Below are 18432 nucleotides of genomic sequence, written 5' to 3'. Positions count from 1 at the left end.
TCAGCCGGCGATCCGCCGGCCGGTGGCGGCGGCGATCTGCTTGGCGGCCGAGTCGAGCGCCCGCTTCGGATCCTCGCCGTGCAGGACGATGCCGGAGATCGTGCCGTTGACGATGTCGCGGGCCTTCGGCATGTCCTTGGTGTCCTCGACGGGCGGGACGCTGCTCTCCAGGTCGGCGAACGTCTTGAAGACGGGCTGGCCGCCGTAGTACTCCTGCGGGGCCGTGACGTACGGGTCCTTGAGGGCGGGCAGGTAGGCGGGGAACAGTCCCTCGGTCCTGAGCATGGACACCTGGTTCGCGGTGTCCGCGAGCATGAACTCGACGAACGCCCAGGCCGCCGCCGCGTTCTTCGTCTGGCCGCTGACGGCGAGGGCGGACCCGCCGTCGTTGGACGTCCGCACGCCGCCGGCGTCGAACGCGGGCAGCGGCACGACGCCGAACTTGCCTTTGAGCTCCTTCATCTCGTCGGTGAGGGTGCCCGACCACCACACCGCGTACGGGGTGGTCGCGACCTTGCCGGCCTTGGTGGCGGCGACGAGGCCGTCCCAGCCCTTCTCGAACTGGATGAGGCCCTTGCCGGCGAGGGTCTTCAGCAGCGTCGCGGCGCGCACGCCCTGCTGGTCGTTGACGGCGATGAGGCCGTTCTTCATGTAGTGCTGGCCCTGCTGCTGGAGCAGCATCGGGAAGACGCTGTCCTCTTCGGGGTCCATGACGAGGAGCTTCTTGCCCGTCCTGGCCTTGATGCGTTCGCCTGCGGCGACGTAGTCGTCCCAGGTGCGGATGGAGGCGGGGTCGACGCCGGCGTCCTTGAGCATGTCGGTGCGGTAGAAGAGGGCGCAGGGGCCGCTGTCCCAGGGCAGCGCGAAGACCTTGCCCTTCTCGTCGGTGACGTACTTCCAGGCGGCCTGCGCGAAGCTCGTCCGGTACCGCGCGGCGAGCGCGGTGACGTCGTAGAGGCCGCCGGGGAAGACGCCGATGTAGCCGGGCAGCCGGCCGCCCTCGACGGTGAGGACGTCGGGCAGGCCCTTGCCCGACTTCAGCCCGACGGTGATCTTGTCGTAGGCGTTGTCGTAGCCGATGTCGACGACCTCGACCCGAACTCCGGGGTGCCGCTGTTCGAAGGCGGGCGCCAGCCGCTTGAGCGCCTTCGCCGCCACGTCCCACGACCAGACGCTGACGGTTCCCTTGATCTGGCCGGACGCGGCCGAGCTCAGCGCGGGCCCGGCCTTGCGGACGCCGCCGGTCGCGCAGCCGGCGGCCGCGAACAGCGTCGAGACGACACCGGCGGTCAGCACCGTCCGCCGCTGGATGCCCGTCGCCATCTTGCCTCCAAGTGGATGCAGGGATAATGCTGTATACAGCACACTGCATCATGTGTTTTCGTCAAGAGGTCCGACGAGAAAGCGACGAAAGCGAGGGAGCGCGTGGGCGTTCACCCGTACATCCCGAACTCCGTGCCCGCGGTGAAGGCGGAGATGCTGGCCGCCGTCGGCGCCGCCGACGTCGCGGAGTTCTACGCGGACGTGCCCGAGTCCATCCGGCTCGGCCGCCCGCTCGACATGCCCCCGCCGCTGCGCTCGGAGGCCGCGCTCGTCCGGCACGTCGGCGGGCTGCTGGCCCGCAACACCGGCACCGGCGACGCCCTCAGCTTCCTCGGCGCGGGCTGCTACCGGCACCACGTCCCGGCGGTCGTCGACGAGGTGGTCAACCGCAGCGAGTTCCTCACCGCCTACGCGGGCGAGCCCTACGAGGACCACGGCCGCTTCCAGGCGCTGTGGGAGTACCAGTCGCTGATGGGCGAGCTGCTGGAGATGGACGTGGTGAACGTCCCGGTCTACGACGGGTACCAGGCGTCCGCGACGGCGCTGCGGATGGCCGGCCGGATCACCGGCGCGCGGCGGCTGCTGCTGGTCACCGCCGTCGCCGCGGACAAGCTCTCCAAGATCGAGGACTACGTACGGCCGGTGCACGACGTGGTCGCCGTCCCGGTCGACGCGTCCACCGGGCTGGCCGACCTCGCCGCCGTGCGGGCGGAGCTGGCGGCGGGCGACGTCGCCGCGGTCTACGCGGAGGCGCCGTCGGCGTCCGGCATCATCGACCCCGCGCTGAGGTCGCTGGCGGACCTCACGCACGGCGCGGGCGCCCTGTTCATCGCCGGATGCAACCCGATCTCGCTCGGCGTCGTCGCGCCGCCCGCCGCCTACGGCGCCGACATCGTGTGCGGCGACATCCAGCCCCTCGGCATCCACATGGCCTACGGCGGGCTGAACGGCGGGTTCATCGCCACCCGCGACGAGGAGCGGTTCGTCGCGGAGTTCCCGTCGCGGCTGTTCGGGCTCGCGCCGACCCGCGTCGAGGGCGAGTACGGGTTCGGCGACGTCGCCTACGACCGCACCTCGTTCGCGCTGCGCGAGGAGGGCAAGGAGTGGGTCGGCACCGCCGCCGCCCTCAACGGCATCACCGCCGGCGTCTACCTCGCGCTGATGGGCCCGCAGGGCATGCGCGAGATCGGCGAGACGATCATGGCGAACACCCGGTACGCGCTGGACCGGCTCGCCGCGGTGCCCGGCGTCGAGACGCCGTACGCCGCCGCGCCGCACTTCGCCGACTTCACCGTCCGCTTCCCCGGCTCCCGCACGTCAGCCGAGGTCAACGACGCCCTGCTGGAGCACGGGATCTTCGGCGGCGCGGTGCTGTCGCGGACCGACGCCCTCTACTGCGTCACCGAGGTGCACACCAGGGACGAGATCGACCGCCTCGCCGACACCCTCCAGGAGATCGTGAATTGACTTCCTTCCCTCCCCGAGGAGAGGGGAGTCCTACGGCTCGCGCCGCGGGCGTTTCTGCTTCACGGCCGACTGCGGAAGGGAGGATCCTTGCCGTCTGACATCGGCTCCACAGACATCGCCGGGGGTGTCCCCGGCTACGGCTCGACCAGCCGCAAGGATGTTCTTGGCCGCGTTGTGGTCCCGGTCGTGCCGGGTGCGGCAGCCCGGACACGTCCATGCCCGGGTCGAAAGACTCAACTCCGCCAGCCGGTGCCCGCAGGCCGAGCAGATCTTGGACGAGGGGTACCAGCGGTCGATCACCACCAGGGTGCGTCCGGCCCGCCGGCACTTGTACTCCAACTGCCGCCGGAACTCGCCCCATCCGCAATCAGAGATGGCGCGGGCGACCCTGCGGTTACGCACCATGCCAGAGACGTTCAGATCTTCGATGACGATGGTGTCGGCGTGACGGACGAGGTTGGTGCTCGTGCGGTGCAGGAAGTCGGTGCGGGCGTTGCGGACCTTGCGGTGCGCACGGGCGACGAAGGTGACATACCAGCGGCCGTCGGGCTCCCGGGAGATCACCACCATCGTCGGGTCCAGGGCCGCCAGGTCCACCTCGTCGAAGGACCACACGAAGACCAGCGGTGCGCTGGTCTTGGCCACGCGCAGCTCGCCGTCGCGCATGCGGAATGCCGAACGGGTGAAATGGGCGGACTGACGGGCGTTGCGGTTCTTGAATCGCGGAAAGCGGGCCCGTCCGGCAAAGAAGTTGACGAACGCTGCATGCTGATGCCGCAGCGCCTGTTGCAACGGCACCGAGGACACCTCGTTCAGAAAGGCCGGATTCTCGGTCTTCTTCCAAGCCGTCAGCGCCGCGTCGGCCTCCTTGTAAGAAGTGCGCCTGCCGTCGGCATGCCACGCGCGATGCCGCTCAGCGAGCGCCTTGTTCCACACCAGGCGCACACACCCGAACGTACGGCCGAAGATGGCCGCCTGCTCGGGGTTCGGGTAGGCCCGACATTTGTACGCCGTCCGCATGGCACCGAAGTTACCGAGACCAGCGGCCTCTGTGAAAGACCAAGCCACATGTCGGGGAACCCCGCTCTCGGAATGTGCCGGTCTCCCCGCAGCGGGGCGAACGAAGTTCGAATTCTTCTCCGGCCTGATGGCCAAGGCATTCCCCGGAGGATCAAGTGAAGACCGACCGCTCCCCTGTCTCTCGCGCCGACGCCGTGATCGGGCCGAAGCCGCCGCTGCGCCGCTTCCACCAGGCCCGCTGGGACGAGCCGCTGCTGTTCGAGCTCGGCAGCCCCGGCGAGCGCGGCGTGCTGGTGCCCGCGCCCGAGGTGCCGCTCGACGACACGCTCCCCGAGGGGCTGCGCCGCGCCGAGCCGCCCGCGCTGCCGGAGCTGTCGCAGCTGCACGTCCTGCGGCACTACCTGCGGCTGTCGCAGGAGAACCTCGGCGTGGACCTCAACGTCGACGTCGGGCAGGGCACCTGCACGATGAAGTACAGCCCGAAGGTGAACGACCAGTTCGTCCGCGACCCGCGCATCGCCGACCTGCACCCGCTGCAGGACGAGCGGACCGTGCAGGGCGTCCTGGAGATCGTCCACCGGCTGGAGGGGCTGCTCAAGGAGATCTCCGGGATGGACCGGTTCTCGCTCCAGCCGGGGGCCGGGTCCGCCGCGATCTACGCGAACGTGTCGATGATCCGCGCGTACTTCGCCGCGCGCGGCGAGACCGAGCGGGACGAGGTCATCACGACGATCTTCTCGCACCCGTCCAACGCCGCCTGCGCGAAGACCGCCGGGTTCAAGGTCATCACGCTGTACCCGGACGCCGACGGCTACCCCGACATCGAGGCGCTCAAGGCCGCCGTCGGGCCGCGCACGGCGGCGCTGCTCATCACCAACCCGGAGGACACCGGGATCTTCAACCCGCGGATCGAGGAGTTCGTCCGGATCGTCCACGAGGCGGGCGGGCTGTGCGCCTACGACCAGGCGAACGCCAACGGCATCCTCGGCATCACCAGGGCCCGCGACGCCGGCTTCGACCTGTGCCACTTCAACCTGCACAAGACGTTCTCCACCCCGCACGCGTGCGGCGGGCCCGCCGCCGGGGCCTGCGGCGTCACCGCCGAGCTGGCGCCGTTCCTGCCGACGCCGACGGTCGAGTTCGACGGCGAGCGCTACCGCCTGGACGACGACCGCCCGCAGTCGGTCGGGAAGATCCGGCCGTTCCACGGCGTCGTGCCGAACCTCGTCCGCGCGTACGCGTGGATCATGTCGCTCGGCGCCGACGGGCTGCGCGAGGCCGCCGAGGTCGCGGTGCTGAACAACAACTACCTGATGAAGAAGGTGCTGGAGATCCCGGGCGTGTCCGCGCCGTACGCGGCGGGGCGGCGCCGGATCGAGCAGGTGCGCTACAGCTGGGAGCGGCTGGCGGAGGAGACCGGCGTGCACACCGAGGACATCGGGCTCCGCACGGCCGACTTCGGCACCCACTACTGGACGAGCCACCACCCGTTCCTCGTCCCGGAGCCGATGACGCTGGAGCCGACCGAGTCCTACTCCAAGGCGGACCTGGACGAGTACGCCGCCATCCTCGCCGAGGTGGCGCGCGAGGCCCGCGAGGAGCCGGAGACCGTGCGGACGGCGCCGCACCGCTCCACCGTGCACCGCGCGCGCGAGGACGTCCTGGAGGACCCCGCGACGTGGTCGGTGACCTGGCGCGCCTACCGCCGCAAGGTCCTCGGCGGATGAGGTTCGGGCTGGTGGTCAACCCGGTCGCCGGGATCGGCGGCCGGGCCGGGCTGAAGGGCAGCGACGGCGCGGACGTTCAGGCGCGGGCGCGCGCGCTGGGCGCGGTGCCGCGCGCGGGCGAGCGGGCCGCGCTCGCACTGGCCGAGCTGCGGTCGCGGCTCGGCCCGGTGGAGGTGCTGACCGCCGCCGGTCCGATGGGCGCCGACGCCGCGCGTACCGCCGGGCTCGCGCCCACGGTCGTCTACGAGCCCGGTGACCCGACCACCGCCGCCGACACGCGGGCGGCCGCCGCCGCGCTCGCCCCGCTCGTGGACCTACTGCTGTTCGCGGGCGGCGACGGCACCGCCCGCGACGTGCGCGACGCGCTCGGCGACGGGGGCGGAGGCGGAGCTGAGGTGCCGGTGCTCGGCGTCCCGACCGGGGTGAAGATGCACTCGGCCGTGTTCGCCGTCCATCCGCGGGCCGCCGGCGAGGTCGCCGCGCTGTTCGCCGCGGGCGCCGGGACGCGCCCCGCCGAGGTCATGGACCTGGACGAGGACGCCGTGCGCGACGGCCGGGTCTCGGCCCGGCTCCACGGCCACATGGCGGTGCCGGACGTGCCGGTCCGCGTGCAGCAGCGCAAGATGGGCAGTTCGGTCACGTCCCCGTCGTCGGTCGCGGGCATCGCCGCCGAGCTCGCGGACCGGGCCGGGCCGTCCGATCTGCTCGTCCTCGGGCCGGGCGGCACCATGCGGGCGGTGGCCGCCGCGCTCGGCGCCGACGTGCCGGTGATGGGCGTCAACGTGCTGCGCGACCGGCACGCCGTCGCGGTGGACGTGGCGTCCGGCCCGTTGGAGAAACTGGTCCGGTCGGCGCCGGCGTGGCTGGCGGTGACGCCGATCGGCGGGCAGGGGTTCCTGCTCGGCCGCGGCAACCAGCAGATCTCCCCGGACGTCGTGCGCGCCGTCGGGCGCGACCGGCTGATCGTCGTCGCGACCGAGGCGAAGCTCGCGGGCCTCGGCGGCCGCCCGCTGCTCGTCGACACCGGCGACGAGGCCCTCGACGCCGAACTGCGCGGGCACGTCCCCGTCCTGACCGGGCACGGCCGCGCCGCCATGTACCCCGTCCACTGACCTCACGACCCCGTCCACTGATCTCACGAGAAGGAGAAGCGGTTGATCACTCTGGAGGGCAAGCGCGCCGTGCTGACCGGCGCCGCGTCCGGCATCGGGCGGGCCACCGCCGAGCTGATGGCCGGGCTCGGCGCCGCCGTCGTCCTCGCCGACGTCGACGAGGCGGGCGCCGAGGTCGCGGCGGGCATCGAGAAGGCGGGCGGGCGCGCCGCGTTCGTCCGCGCGGACGTGTCCCGGGCGGACGACTGCGCCCGCGCCGTCGCGACCGCGCGGGACCGGTTCGGCGGCCTCGACGTGCTGTTCAACAACGCCGGGATCATCCGCCGCACCACCGTCACGGAGATCACCGAGGACGACTGGGACCTCGTGATGGCGGTCAACGTCCGGTCGGTGATGCTGATGAGCCGGTACGCCGTTCCGCTGCTGGAGGCGGCGGGCGGCGGCAGTATCATCAACACCGGCTCGGGCTGGGGCATCCAGGGCGGCGCGCGGGCGGTGTCGTACTGCGCGTCCAAGGGCGCGGTGGTGAACATGACCCGGGCGATGGCGATCGACCACGGCGCGAGCGGGATCAGGGTCAACTGCGTGTGTCCGGGGGACACGGCCACCGGCATGCTCGCCGAGGAGGCCCGCCAGCTCGGGGAGCCGGCCGAGGCGTTCTACGCCGACGCGGCCGACCGGCCGCTCGGCCGGATCGGGCAGCCGGCCGACATCGCGCGGACGGTGGCGTTCCTGGCCAGCGACGCGGCCGCGTTCGTGAGCGGTGCGGTGATCCCGGTCGACGGCGCCGGGACGACGTGACGACGATGCGGCCGCCGGCCGTCTGGAGAGGGTGACGCGAGCATGGCGATCGAACGGCGCCCGCTGCGCGAGCAGATCAAGGACGAGATCCTGGAACGGCTCGGCCGCGGCGAGTTCGCGCCCGACCAGCCGATCAACGAGATGGCGCTCGCCGCGGAGCTGGGGGTCAGCCGCACCCCGCTGCGCGAGGCCCTGATCGGGCTGGAGCGCGAGGGGATCATCGTCAGCGAGCGGGGCAAGGGGTTCCGGTTCGCGCCGATGAGCCCCCGCGAGTTCCACGACCTGACCACGATCGTCGCGGCGCTGGAGTCGCTGGCGCTGGAGCTGACCGATCCCGGGCATCTGCGGTCGGTGGCGCCGCGGCTGCTGGAGGAGGCGCGGGCGTTCTCGGTGCCGGAGGCGGAGTACGAGGTCATCGAGCGCTACGACGACGCGTGGCACGACCTGATGCTGTCGGGCTGCCCGAACGAGCGGCTCATGGACCTCATCACCTCGCTGAAGCTGACGATGCACCGGTACGAGCGGGTCGTGGTGGGCGACCGCGAGGTCCTCGAACGGTCCGCGGAGGAGCACGAGCGGATCGCCGAGCGGCTGGTCGCGGGCGACGTGCCCGGGGCCGTCGTGGCGCTGAAGGCCAACTGGATGAGCGGGAAGGACCGGATCATCAAGCGCCTGGAGGCGTGACGGCCCACCGGTCTTCTCGGCCGCACCGTCCGGGGCCGCGGTGCATCAGTTCCGCGGCACGGGGAACGGTTCCCGGTCGTGAGCGACGCCATCCTGGAGTACCTGCGCGGCCTGATGTCGTCGCCGTGGATCTACGTGGCGCTGTTCGGGCTGTCGATGGTCGACGCCTTCATCCCGATCTTCCCCAGCGAGTCGCTGGTGGTGACCGCGGGCGTGTTCGCCCACCACGGCAAGCCGTGGCTGCCGCTGGTGATCGTCACCGCGTGGGCGGGCGCGTTCTGCGGCGACCACGTCTCCTACTTCATCGGCCGCTACGCGGGCGGCTGGCTGGAGCGGGTATGGCTGCGTCCGGGCAGCCGCCGCCGCAAGGCCTACGACCAGGCCGGGAAGCTCCTCGACAAGCGCGGCGGCCTCGTCCTGCTCATCGCCCGCTACATCCCCGGCGGGCGGACGGCCGCGACCCTCGTGATGGGCGCCGTCGCCTACCCGCTGCACTCGTTCTCGCTGTTCGACGCGCTCGCCACCGGCCTGTGGGCCACGTACTCGACGATGATCGGCTACCTGGGCGGGGCGGCGTTCCAGAACGACCCGTTCAAGGGCCTGCTGCTCGGCCTCGGCATCGCCATCGGCGTGTCGGTCCTGGTCGAGGCCGGACGCTGGCTGTGGCAGCGGTTCGGGCCGTCCGGGCATGGCGGCGGGTCCCGGCGGGACGCGGACGAGGCGGCGGACCGCCGGTCCCGCTGACGCCGGCCCGGCCGTGCGGGCGCGTCAGCGGGGGTAGCGCGTCCCCCGGCTCGGGGGCGGTCAGCGGCGGCCCAGCCGGCGCTCGGTCGGGCCCGCCCCGTACGGCAGGTCGTAGTACTCGAAGACGGCCTGCTCCTCGCTCGCGGGCAGCTCGCCGTCGGTGCCGATCGAGGGCGCGCCCTTCACTTCCTTCTTGTCGTGGGCGAGCCGCAGGTGCCCCGGCCCCACGGCGGCTCCGGCGAGCGGCGCGAACACCAGCCGCTGCCGCGTCGGCAGCCCCACCTTGACGGTGGCGAAGGACGGCTGGTCGGTGGCGGTGTCGACGTACACCGCCTCCAGCTCCCCGATCCGGCTCCCCGACGGGTCGACCACGTCGTGCCCCCGCCACTCCCGCATGTCCTCTATGGCGAACATGTCACACACACCCAGACATCAAGTCGTTCTTCCCCTTAATCCACATCTACCCAGTTCAGAGCGGATATCTCGGTGCCGCGCGGCGGCGGGCTCACAAGGGGCTCAGGACGAGCTCGGCAGCGGGAAGGGGGCGCCGTCGAGCCGGAGCGCCCAGACGGCCTTCGTCGTGGCGAGGCCGTTGGTCAACGAGTCGGCCCGCAGGGCGGCGACTACGATCTGGTCGTGGGCCGGGGCGGCCGACGCCTGCAGCTCCAGGTGGACGGTCGCCGCTCCGCGCGCGGGGATCGTCATGATCTTGTCGGAGACGTCCTCGAAGGACCGGCAGCTGTAGTCCGCCACGACGAACGGGTCCTCGGGCGTCGCGTCCGGGTCCTGCCGGCCGTCGGCCCGGCCGGTGCCGAGTTCCAGGCCCGGGGTCGAGCTCCGGCCGGAGTCCTCGGTCCAGCCGGTCGGGTCGTCGTTGTGGATGGTCAGCGTGACCGGGTACACGGTGGCGGTCCGCATCCGGCCGCAGCCGGTGTGCCGGGTCGGCTTGCCGATGGTCATCGTCATGCGGGCGCGCACCGCGTCGTTCTCGCCCTCGGCGGGGAGCGCGAACGTGTGGGAGGCGCTCCTGGCGCCGTCGCCGCCGGACGACGCCAAGGCGGCGGCGCCGAGCCCCGCCGCCGTCGTCACGAGGGCCGCGGCTCCCGCGAACAGGCCCAGGCGGAGCCGCCGCGTCCCGCCCCGCCCCGCGCCGCCCGTGCCGGGCGGAAGGTTCACGTTGTGCATGGTCACGTTGTACGGTCCGGGACGATCACCGGGCCAGGCCCGCGCCGTCCCCGGTTTCGGGGACAGGACGGTCAGCGCTGGTCGGCGGCGTCCCGGCCCGGCTCCGGCAGCGGGACGCGCAGCTCCACGCAGGTGCCCGCGCCGGGCGCCGCGTCCACCCGCACGGTGCCGCCGACGTCCGCCACGCGCCCCTCGACCGAGCGGGACAGCCCGAGGCCCCGGGGGCGGGCGGCGGGGTCGAACCCGCGGCCCTGGTCGACGACGGTCACCACGACCGCGCCGTCCTCCACGGCGGCCCCCAGCACGGCCCGGTCCGTCCCGGCGTGCTTGATCACGTTCGTCAGGGCCTCGTGGCAGGCGTCGAGCAGCGCGCCCGCCACCGCGTCCGGCACGCCCGACAGGTCGTCGTGCGGAGGCGGCGGAAACCGCACCGCCACCCGCAGCCCGTCGCGGGCGCGGTCGCGCGCGAGCGCCTGGAGGCCCGACGCCAGGTCGGGGACGTCGCCGTCCGGCACGGCGCCGCCCCGCTCCACGAGCCAGCGCAGCCAGGCCGCCTCGGCCCGCACCTGGTCGCGCATCCAGGCGTCGGCGACCCACGTCCCGCCGCCGAGGGTCTCCAGCGTCTGCAGGACGCGGTCGTGCAGCATCCGCGACTGGCGCTCCCGTTCCGCCTCGACGGCCCGCCGCCGCGCCAGCTCCAGCGCCGCCGCGCGGGAGGCGTCCAGCTCCGCGGCCATCCGGCGCAGCTGCCGCGCGACGAACCAGACGACGGGCGCGATGCCGAGGTAGCTGGCGGCGTTCGGCACGGCGTTCCACAGCGGCTGCCCGCTGGACAGGTGGTCGGCGGCCCCGTAGACCAGCGCGAGCGTCGCGGCGCCCACCGCGACCTGCCAGGCGCGCGGGAACAGCAGGCCGAGCGCGCACGACCCGACGAGCGTGTACGGGTAGGCGAAGAACCCCCAGGTGTGGACGTCGGCGCCGGCGACCAGCGCCGCGTTGGCCGCGAGCGCGGCGCAGCCCGCCGCCAGGTCCGCCCAGCCCGCCCGCGGATCGGGCCCGCCCCGCCGCAGCGCCCACCCGGCCAGCAGCATCGACTCCGCGAGCATCGCGGCCGCCAGGACGACGGCGAGGCCGAGCAGCTGCCCGCCGCCCGCTCCGGTGCCCAGCGCCACCGCGACGTTGAGCAGGGCCGCCAGCCGGGTGGCGAGCAGCGACCACGCCTCCATCCGCACCACCCGCGCCGCCGCCGCGTCAGCCGGGCGGGCCGCCGCGTCAGCCGGGCGGGCCGCCGCGTCCACCGGGGTCCCCTTCGGCGAGGTTGCGGGCGAACCAGGCCAGCTCCGCCTTGTTGCCCAGCCGGAGCCTGGCGCGGATCCGCTTCACGTACGTGTCGACCGTGGACGGCGCGACGCCCATCCGCCGCGCGGCCTGCGCGTGCGTCATCCCGCGGGCGATCCAGTCGAGCGCCTCCCGCTCGCGGGCCGTCAGCGCCGTCCGTTCGCCGCCCGGCCGGCTCCGCTCCGCCGCCCCGACGATCGCGGCGAGCTGCGGCGACAGGGCGAACCCGCCGGCCGCCACCTCGCGGACCGCCGCCCGCAGCGCGTCCTCCTCCATGTCCTTGGTGGCGTAGCCGGCCGCGCCCGCCGCCATGCAGGCCAGCACGTCCGCCGGGCGGCTCGCCGCCGACACCACCAGCACCCGCGTGACCCGGCTCAGCTCCCGGACCGCCGCGACGGACGGGCGGTCCCCGTCCAGGTAGAGGTCGCACAGCACCACGTCGCAGCCGCCCGGGTCGGGCAGGGCGGCGGGCGCCGCGACCGAGGCGACGACCCGGACGTCCGCGTCCTCGGCGAGGATCGCCGCCAGGCCCCGCCGGGCCACCGGGTGGTCGTCGACGATCGCCAGCCGCAGCACGGCCCCATTGTCGCGGCGGCGATCATCCGGCGGAAGCCGCCCGGCGCGGCACCGGAACCACCTCACCACCGTCCGACCGGCATCGACGCCGTCAAGGTGGGCATGGGAGGCGGGAGGGCTGGAGGTCTCATGCGCGTGCTGGCGGTTCGGACCGTTCTTCCGGAACATCGCTATGACCAGCAGCAGATCACCGAGGCCGTCGCCGGGACGGTGCGGACCGACCAGCGGCTCCTCGCGCGGCTCCACTCCGCGACGCAGGTGAGCGGCCGCAACCTCGCGCTGCCGATCGAGGACTACGACCGGCTCACCGACTTCACCGCCGCCAACGACACCTACATCGCCACCGCGCTGGACCTGGCGGAACGCGCCGTCCGGGACGCCCTCGACGGCGCCGGCCTCGACCCCGGGGACGTCGACCACCTGATGTTCTGCTCGTCGACCGGGGTGGCGACCCCGTCGCTGGACGCCGCGCTGGCGCAGCGGGTGGGGCTGCGCGAGGACATCCGGCGGCTGCCGGTGTTCGGGCTGGGCTGCGCGGCCGGCGCGGCCGGGCTGTCCCGCGTCCACGACTACCTGAGCGCCTGGCCCGAGCAGGTCGCGGTGCTGGTCTGCGTCGAGCTGTGCTCGCTGACGGTCCAGCGCGACGACGCGTCGGTGGCGAACCTGGTGGGCAGCGGCCTGTTCGGCGACGGCGCCGCGGCCGTGGTCGCGGCCGGCGACCGGCGGAGGGTCCGCGTGCGGCGGCCGGACGGCCCGGGCCGGGGCCCGCGCGTCGTCGCGACCGCGAGCCGCCTCTACCCGGGCACGTCCCGGCTGATGGGCTGGAACGTCGGCGAGCACGGCTTCCGCATCGTGCTGGCCGCCGACCTCGTCGACCACGTGAAGGCGACCCTGGCCGACGACGTCGCCGCGTTCCTCCAGGGGCACGGCCTGTCCCCCGGCGAGATCGCCTCGTGGGTCTGCCATCCGGGCGGCCCCAAGGTGATCGAGACGATCGCCGAGGCGTTCGGGCTCGACTCCGGCGAGCTGGACCTGACCTGGGAGTCGCTGCGCGGCGCCGGGAACCTGTCGTCGGTGTCGGTGCTCAACGTGCTGGAGCAGACGATCGCGCGGCGGCCGCGGCCGCCCGGCGCGCCCGGCCTGCTCATGGCGCTCGGCCCGGGGTTCTCCGCCGAGATGGTGCTGCTGCGGTGGTGACCCCCTGATCGCCTACACGCTGCTGATCCTGCTCGTCGCCGCCGAGCGGCTCGCCGAGGTCGCCCTGTCGCGGCGCCACCTCGCGTGGGCCAGGCGGCGCGGCGGCGTCGAGTACGGGCGGCGGCACTATCCGGGGTTCGTGGCCGTCCAGGTCTTCCTGCTGGCGGGGGCGCCGCTGGAGGTCTGGCTGCTGCACCGGCCGTTCGTCCCGGCCCTCGGATGGCCGATGCTGACCGTCGCCGTCCTCGCCCAGGCGCTGCGCTGGTGGTGCATCGCGTCGCTGCGGGAGCAGTGGAACACCCGGGTCGTCACCGTCCCGGGGCTCCCGCTCGTCGACCGCGGCCCGTACCGCCTCCTGCGCCATCCGAACTACGTCGCCGTGGTCGCGGAGGGCGTCGCGCTGCCGCTCGTCCACACGGCGTGGCTCACGGCGTCGGTCTTCACCGTCGCGAACCTCGGGATGCTGGCCGTGCGGCTCCGCGTCGAGAACGCGGCGCTCCGGCAGGCGCCTCCCGCGGAGGCCGCGCAGAGCGCGCGCTGACGACTCCGCTGGGTTCATCGCTCGTTTACTGAACGTGGTCGCGGGTACCCGCCGATCGTCGGGGAAGGCGAACCGCGCGGGCGGGAGGGGCGGGCAGTGGCGTTTCCTGGAGCGTCCCTGGCCAGGGCGGCGCTGAACGTTCCGGCCGCCGCCGCGGACGCGGCGTCGAGCCTGGCCGCCAAGGGCGCGGAACTGGGCGCGCGGACCACCGCCACCGGCGTGCGGACGGGTGCGCGCCACACGTCCCACATCCTCGGGGCCTTCGCGTCCCTCGCCTCGGGCGGGCGAAGGCGGCGGGTCTGGGCGCACGGCGGCCGGGCCCACATACAGACCAACGGGCTGGGGGGCGGCGGGGAGCGCCACCGCCGGTACGTGAGGGCGCTGACGGAGGCGCTGCGCGCTCTCGAAGGCGTGGACTGGGCGGAGGTCAACGCGGTCACCGGCCGCGTCTTGGTGACGTACGCAGAAGGCGCCGTGGACCCCGCCGACCTCGTCTCGATCATCGAGGACGTCGAAGAGGCGCACGACGCGGACACGTTCGACCACGGCGCGCACGCGATGCCGCCCGACGACGACGCGGCCTGGGCGGCCGCCACGTCCTCGCTCGTCGCCGACTGCGCCGGGGCCGTCGGCGCCGTCGCCGCACGGCTGCTGAACCTCCCGCCGATGCCGAGCCCCGTGCGGGCCGCGGTGTCCGTCGCGGACGCGCTGCCGCGCTGCCGATCGGTGCTGGAGCGGCAGCTCGGCAGGCTCCGCGCCGACGCGCTGCTCGGCGCCGCCAACGCCGTCGTCCAAGGGGCCGGGCAGGGCATCGCCCCGCTGGCCGCCGACGCCGCGCACCGCGCCTTCCAGCTCTACGAGATCGGGGCGCGCCGCGACGTGTTGCGGCGCCGCGAACCGGACCTCTCGGTCGCCGGGGAGCTGCCGCACGCCGGCGCCGGCCGCGCCGAGCGGCCGTGTCCGCTGCCGGACGGCCCGGTCGAGAAGGCCGGGAACCGGACGGCGCTCGGGCACCTGCTCGGCGGCGCCGCGGTCCTGGCGGGCACACGGGACGCGTCCGCCGCCGCCGCCCTGCTGCTGGCGACCGTCCCGAAGGCGGTGCGGCACGGCCGGGAGGCGTTCGCCGCGGTGCTGGGGCACGACCTGGCGGTCCGCGGCACGGTCGTCCTCGACCCCACCGCGCTGCGCCGCCTCGACCGGGTCGACGCCGTCGTCATCGACTCGGGAGTGCTGTGCGACGGGGAGCTGCGCCTGCTGTCGGCCGTCGCCCTCACCGAAGGCATGGACGACGCGGACGTCTGGCGCGCCGCCGGCACGGTCCTGGCCGGCCGCGAGCCGGACGACCTCACGGGACCGGGCCCCTGGCCCGCGGACGGCGACGGGGACGCGTGGCGCCTCGCGCGCGCGCCGGACGCCCCGTCCGGCGGCCCCGCCGACCCGCAGGGCGTCACCCTCGACCTGCTGGACCGGCGCGACCGGCGCTGCGGCCGGGTACGGGTCGGCTCCTCGCTCGACCCCCTGGCGGAGGCGCTGCTGTCGGCGGCGCACGAGGCGGCCGACGTGGTCGTCCTGACCGAGCACGCCAGCATCCAGGAGCTGGTCGCCTGGGGCGACGACTCCCCCGTCGACGTCGGCGGCCTGGCGGAGTCCGTGCGCCGCCTCCAGCGCGACGGCCACGTCGTGCTGGCGATCTCCAGCGGGCAGGACGAGGCGCTGGACGCCGCCGACGTCGGCGTGAGCGTGCTCCGCGGCGGCCGCGGCCTCGCCGACTGGCGCGCCGACCTCGTGACCGGCCCCGGGCTCGCCGGCGCGTGGCGGCTGCTGACCGCCGTCCGTCCCGCGCGGCGCGCCAGCGACCGGGCCGCGGAGCTGTCGCTGAGCGCGTCAGCGCTCGGCGCGCTGCTGATCGCGGGACGCCGACGCCGCCGGCGCGTCGGCGGGCCGCTGCTGCGCCGGGCCGTCGCGTCCTGGCCGGACCTGCCGCCCGTGCACGCGGCGTCCCTCATGGCGATGCTCGCCAACGGGCTGAGCGCCCGGCGGCTGGAGCACCGGCCGCTGCCGCCCCCGGTCGTCCGGGACGCCTGGCACGCCCTCACCGCCGAGGAGGCCGCCCGGCGGCTGGCCCGCGCCGCCGGTCCCGGCGAGGACCGGGAGCCGCGGACGGCCGGCCCGCTGGTGCAGCGGACCGCCATACGGCCGGTGAAGGCCGTCCTGCGGCTCGCCGCCGCGGTGCGGCAGGAGCTCGACGACCCGCTGACCCCGGTGCTCGCGCTCGGCGCCGCCGCGTCCGCCGTGGTCGGCTCCAGCGTGGACGCGCTGCTGGTCAGCAGCGTCATGGCGGGCAACGCCCTGATCGGCGGCGCGCAGCGGATGCGCGCGGAGAAGGCCCTCGGCGAGTTGATGCTCGGCCAGCAGACCCGCGCCCGCCGGGTGCGGGCCGCCGCCGCGCCGGACCGGACGGCCGCCGACCCGTTCGCGCACCTGCGGACCGCCGCCGTCGAGCAGATCGCGGCCGGCCGGCTGCGCGTCGGCGACGTGATCCAGCTCCGCTCGGAGGACCTCGTCCCGGCGGACGCCCGGCTGCTGTGGGCCGAGTCCCTGGAGGTGGACGAGGCCACCCTCACCGGCGAGTCCGTGCCCGTCGACAAGAACGTCGAGCCGTCGCCCGGCGACGACCCCGCCGACCGGCACTGCATGCTGTACGAGGGCACCACGGTCGTCGCGGGCAGCGCGATCGCCCTGGTCGTCGCCACCGCCGAGGCCACCGAGAGCGGGCGCGCCGCCGCGCTCGCCGGGACGGCCGACGCCTCGTCCAGCATGCAGGCGCGGCTGGCGGAGCTGACCCACCAGGCGCTGCCCGCCACGCTGCTCGGCGGCGCGGCGGTCACCGTGCTCGGCATGCTGCGCGGCCTGCCGCTGCGGCGCGCGCTCGGCTCCGGCGTCGCGGTCGCCGTCGCGGCCGTGCCCGAAGGGCTGCCGCTGGTCGCCACCCTCTCCCAGCTCGCGGCGGCGCGGCGGCTGTCGCGGCTCGGCGTGCTGGTCCGCTCGACGCGGGCGCTCGAAGCGCTCGGCCGGGTCGACACCCTGTGCTTCGACAAGACCGGCACGCTCACCGAGGGACGGCTCCGGCTCGTCCGCGCGACGGGCCCGGCCCGCCCGCACCCGCTCACCGGCGAGGGCGAGCGGCGCGTCCTGCGCGTCGCGGCGCGCGCGTGCCCGCCGCCGGGGAGCCGGCAGGTCCCGCACGCCACCGACCGCGCCGTCCTGGACCGGGTCGGCGACCTGCCGCCGGACGGCCGGTGGTCCCTCGCGGAGGAGCTGCCGTTCGAGACCACCCGCGGCTTCTCGGCGTCGCTCGGCCACGACGGCTACCGGACGGTCCTCGCGGTGAAGGGCGCGCCGGAGGTGCTGCTGGCCCGCTGCACCCGCGTCCACACCTCCGCCAACCGCGACGAGCCGCTCACCGCGTCCCGGCGCCGCGCCGCCGCGTCGACCGTGCGGCGGCTCGCCGGGCAGGGGCTGCGCGTGCTCGCCATCGCCGAGCGCCCCGTCCCCGACCCCGGGGCGGTGCGCGGCCGGATCGCCGACCACGTCGAGGACCTCGCACTGCTCGGCTTCATCGGCATCGCCGACACCCCGCGGCCCACCGCGCAGGAGGCCGTGCGGCGGCTCGGCGCCGCGGGCGTCCGCACCACCATGATCACCGGCGACCACCCGGACACCGCCGCGGCCGTCGCCGCCGAGCTCGGCATCCCCGACGCGGACCGGGTCCTCACCGGCGCGGAGCTCGACGCGATGGCCGCCGCCGACCGGATCGCCGCCGTCCAGCGGGCCGCGGTGTTCGCCCGCGTGTCGCCCGCGCAGAAGGTCCGGATCGTCAAGGACCTGCGGCGGGCCGGCCGGGTCGTCGCGATGACCGGCGACGGCGCCAACGACGCCGCCGCCATCCGCCGCGCCGACGTCGGCATCGCGGTGGTCGGCCGCGGCTCCGGCGCCGCCCGCATCGCCGCCGACCTCGTCCTCACCGCCCCCGACACGGCGCTCATCCTGGACGCGCTGCGCGAGGGCCGCGCGCTGTGGAACAGCGTCCGCGACGCCGCCGCGATCCTCGTCGGCGGCAACGCCGGCGAGGTCTCCTTCACCGTCCTCGGCACCGCGCTCAGCGGGGACGCGCCGCTCAGCACCCGGCAGCTGCTCGTGGTGAACATGCTCACCGACATGCTCCCGGCGCTCGCCGTCGCGATCACGCCGGCCGACTACGGCGGGGACGGGGCGGCGCCGCTCGGCGGCGAGCCGGTCCGCGGCTTCACCGGCCGCGAGATGCGGCGGGCGCTTGCCGTCCGCGGGACCGCGACCGCCGCGGCGGCGCTGGTGTCCTGGCAGCTCGGACGGCTGACCCGGCTCGTCCCGGGGGGCCGCCGCCGGGCCTCCACGATGGCGCTCGCCGCGCTGGTCGGCGCGCAGCTCGGGCAGACGCTGATCTCCCGCTGGCGCAGCCCGCTCGTCATGGCGACCTGCGCCGTCTCGGCCGCCGCGCTGGTCGCGGTGATCGAGACGCCGGGCGTCAGCGGGTTCTTCGGCTGCACGCCGCTCGGGCCGGGCGCCTGGGCGATCGTCACGGCGTCGGCGGTGGCGGCGACGCTGGCCGCCGCCCTGGCGCCGCGCCTGCTGCCGTCCCCCGCCCCCGTCCCCGAACCGGCCTGACGACCGCCGCGCC

Annotated in this window: 15 protein-coding genes; 9 read left to right on the top strand and 6 right to left on the bottom strand. The window is 74.9% G+C overall.

The window, feature by feature from the left end; translation table 11 throughout:
* Entirely contained in the window at positions 1-1323 is a 1323-nt protein-coding gene (locus ABT299_RS27465) for an ABC transporter substrate-binding protein (RefSeq protein WP_500252469.1), read from the bottom strand.
* A gap of 102 nt (positions 1324-1425) precedes the next feature.
* Here ABT299_RS27465 and gcvPA point away from each other — a divergent pair, with 102 nt between their 5' ends.
* On the top strand, positions 1426-2790 hold the full coding sequence (gene gcvPA, locus ABT299_RS27460; RefSeq protein ID WP_500252468.1) for an aminomethyl-transferring glycine dehydrogenase subunit GcvPA: 1365 nt from the start codon (positions 1426-1428) through the stop codon (positions 2788-2790).
* Positions 2791-2820: 30 nt separating this feature from the next.
* On the opposite strand, the gene ABT299_RS27455 is transcribed toward gcvPA, so the two are convergent.
* Complete coding sequence (locus ABT299_RS27455; protein WP_500252467.1) at positions 2821-3810, bottom strand: RNA-guided endonuclease InsQ/TnpB family protein; 990 nt, start codon at positions 3808-3810, stop codon at positions 2821-2823.
* A 155-nt stretch (positions 3811-3965) separates the two neighbouring features.
* On the opposite strand from ABT299_RS27455, the gene gcvPB reads away from it, so the two are divergent.
* From gcvPB to ABT299_RS27430, 5 genes are all read left to right on the top strand, one after another.
* Positions 3966-5537, top strand: coding sequence for an aminomethyl-transferring glycine dehydrogenase subunit GcvPB (gene gcvPB, locus ABT299_RS27450; protein ID WP_500252466.1), 1572 nt, complete (start codon positions 3966-3968; stop codon positions 5535-5537).
* Entirely contained in the window at positions 5534-6649 is a 1116-nt protein-coding gene (locus tag ABT299_RS27445; RefSeq protein WP_500252465.1) for an ATP-NAD kinase family protein, read from the top strand. Before gcvPB ends, ABT299_RS27445 begins: the two co-directional genes overlap by 4 nt.
* Positions 6650-6691: 42 nt before the next feature.
* Positions 6692-7450: an SDR family NAD(P)-dependent oxidoreductase gene (locus ABT299_RS27440; protein ID WP_500252464.1), complete on the top strand. Its 759-nt coding sequence runs from the start codon at positions 6692-6694 to the stop codon at positions 7448-7450.
* Between the two features lie 42 nt (positions 7451-7492).
* Complete coding sequence (locus tag ABT299_RS27435; RefSeq protein ID WP_190854864.1) at positions 7493-8134, top strand: GntR family transcriptional regulator; 642 nt, start codon at positions 7493-7495, stop codon at positions 8132-8134.
* A gap of 78 nt (positions 8135-8212) precedes the next feature.
* Complete coding sequence (locus tag ABT299_RS27430; protein ID WP_190854866.1) at positions 8213-8878, top strand: VTT domain-containing protein; 666 nt, start codon at positions 8213-8215, stop codon at positions 8876-8878.
* Between the two features lie 60 nt (positions 8879-8938).
* Here the strand turns inward: ABT299_RS27430 and ABT299_RS27425 are convergent, their stop codons facing one another.
* The 4 genes from ABT299_RS27425 to ABT299_RS27410 form a co-directional block, all read right to left on the bottom strand.
* On the bottom strand, positions 8939-9292 hold the full coding sequence (locus tag ABT299_RS27425) for a PRC-barrel domain-containing protein (RefSeq protein WP_500252463.1): 354 nt from the start codon (positions 9290-9292) through the stop codon (positions 8939-8941).
* 102 nt (positions 9293-9394) lie between these two features.
* Complete coding sequence (locus tag ABT299_RS27420; RefSeq protein ID WP_500252462.1) at positions 9395-10063, bottom strand: hypothetical protein; 669 nt, start codon at positions 10061-10063, stop codon at positions 9395-9397.
* Positions 10064-10134: 71 nt separating this feature from the next.
* Positions 10135-11361, bottom strand: a complete 1227-nt coding sequence (locus ABT299_RS27415; protein ID WP_500252461.1) for a sensor histidine kinase — start codon at positions 11359-11361, stop codon at positions 10135-10137.
* Positions 11336-11977, bottom strand: a complete 642-nt coding sequence (locus tag ABT299_RS27410; protein WP_500252460.1) for a response regulator — start codon at positions 11975-11977, stop codon at positions 11336-11338. Before ABT299_RS27410 ends, ABT299_RS27415 begins: the two co-directional genes overlap by 26 nt.
* 102 nt (positions 11978-12079) lie before the next feature.
* Between ABT299_RS27410 and ABT299_RS27405 the strand changes: the two genes are divergently transcribed.
* From ABT299_RS27405 to ABT299_RS27395, 3 genes are all read left to right on the top strand, one after another.
* A complete protein-coding gene (locus tag ABT299_RS27405) occupies positions 12080-13174 on the top strand; it encodes a type III polyketide synthase (RefSeq protein ID WP_277819873.1) in 1095 nt (364 codons plus the stop codon).
* A 139-nt stretch (positions 13175-13313) separates the two neighbouring features.
* Positions 13314-13715: an isoprenylcysteine carboxyl methyltransferase family protein gene (locus ABT299_RS27400; RefSeq protein WP_500252459.1), complete on the top strand. Its 402-nt coding sequence runs from the start codon at positions 13314-13316 to the stop codon at positions 13713-13715.
* Between the two features lie 96 nt (positions 13716-13811).
* A complete protein-coding gene (locus tag ABT299_RS27395; protein WP_500252458.1) occupies positions 13812-18419 on the top strand; it encodes a cation-translocating P-type ATPase in 4608 nt (1535 codons plus the stop codon).
* Positions 18420-18432: the final 13 nt, after the last annotated feature.

Source organism: Spirillospora sp. NPDC000708 (assembly GCF_040299565.1).
Lineage (GTDB): Bacteria > Actinomycetota > Actinomycetes > Streptosporangiales > Streptosporangiaceae > Spirillospora.
This window is presented reverse-complemented; position numbering and strand designations above follow the sequence as displayed.

Bases quoted from the DNA above. Each gene is read 5' to 3' on its own strand.
- ABT299_RS27455 (WP_500252467.1), bottom strand. From the start codon at position 3,810: ATGCGGACGGCGTACAAATGTCGGGCCTACCCGAACCCCGAGCAGGCG.
- ABT299_RS27405 (WP_277819873.1), top strand. From the start codon at position 12,080: ATGGGAGGCGGGAGGGCTGGAGGTCTCATGCGCGTGCTGGCGGTTCGG.
- ABT299_RS27425 (WP_500252463.1), bottom strand. From the start codon at position 9,292: ATGTTCGCCATAGAGGACATGCGGGAGTGGCGGGGGCACGACGTGGTC.
- ABT299_RS27435 (WP_190854864.1), top strand. From the start codon at position 7,493: ATGGCGATCGAACGGCGCCCGCTGCGCGAGCAGATCAAGGACGAGATC.
- ABT299_RS27465 (WP_500252469.1), bottom strand. From the start codon at position 1,323: ATGGCGACGGGCATCCAGCGGCGGACGGTGCTGACCGCCGGTGTCGTC.
- ABT299_RS27420 (WP_500252462.1), bottom strand. From the start codon at position 10,063: ATGCACAACGTGAACCTTCCGCCCGGCACGGGCGGCGCGGGGCGGGGC.
- ABT299_RS27445 (WP_500252465.1), top strand. From the start codon at position 5,534: ATGAGGTTCGGGCTGGTGGTCAACCCGGTCGCCGGGATCGGCGGCCGG.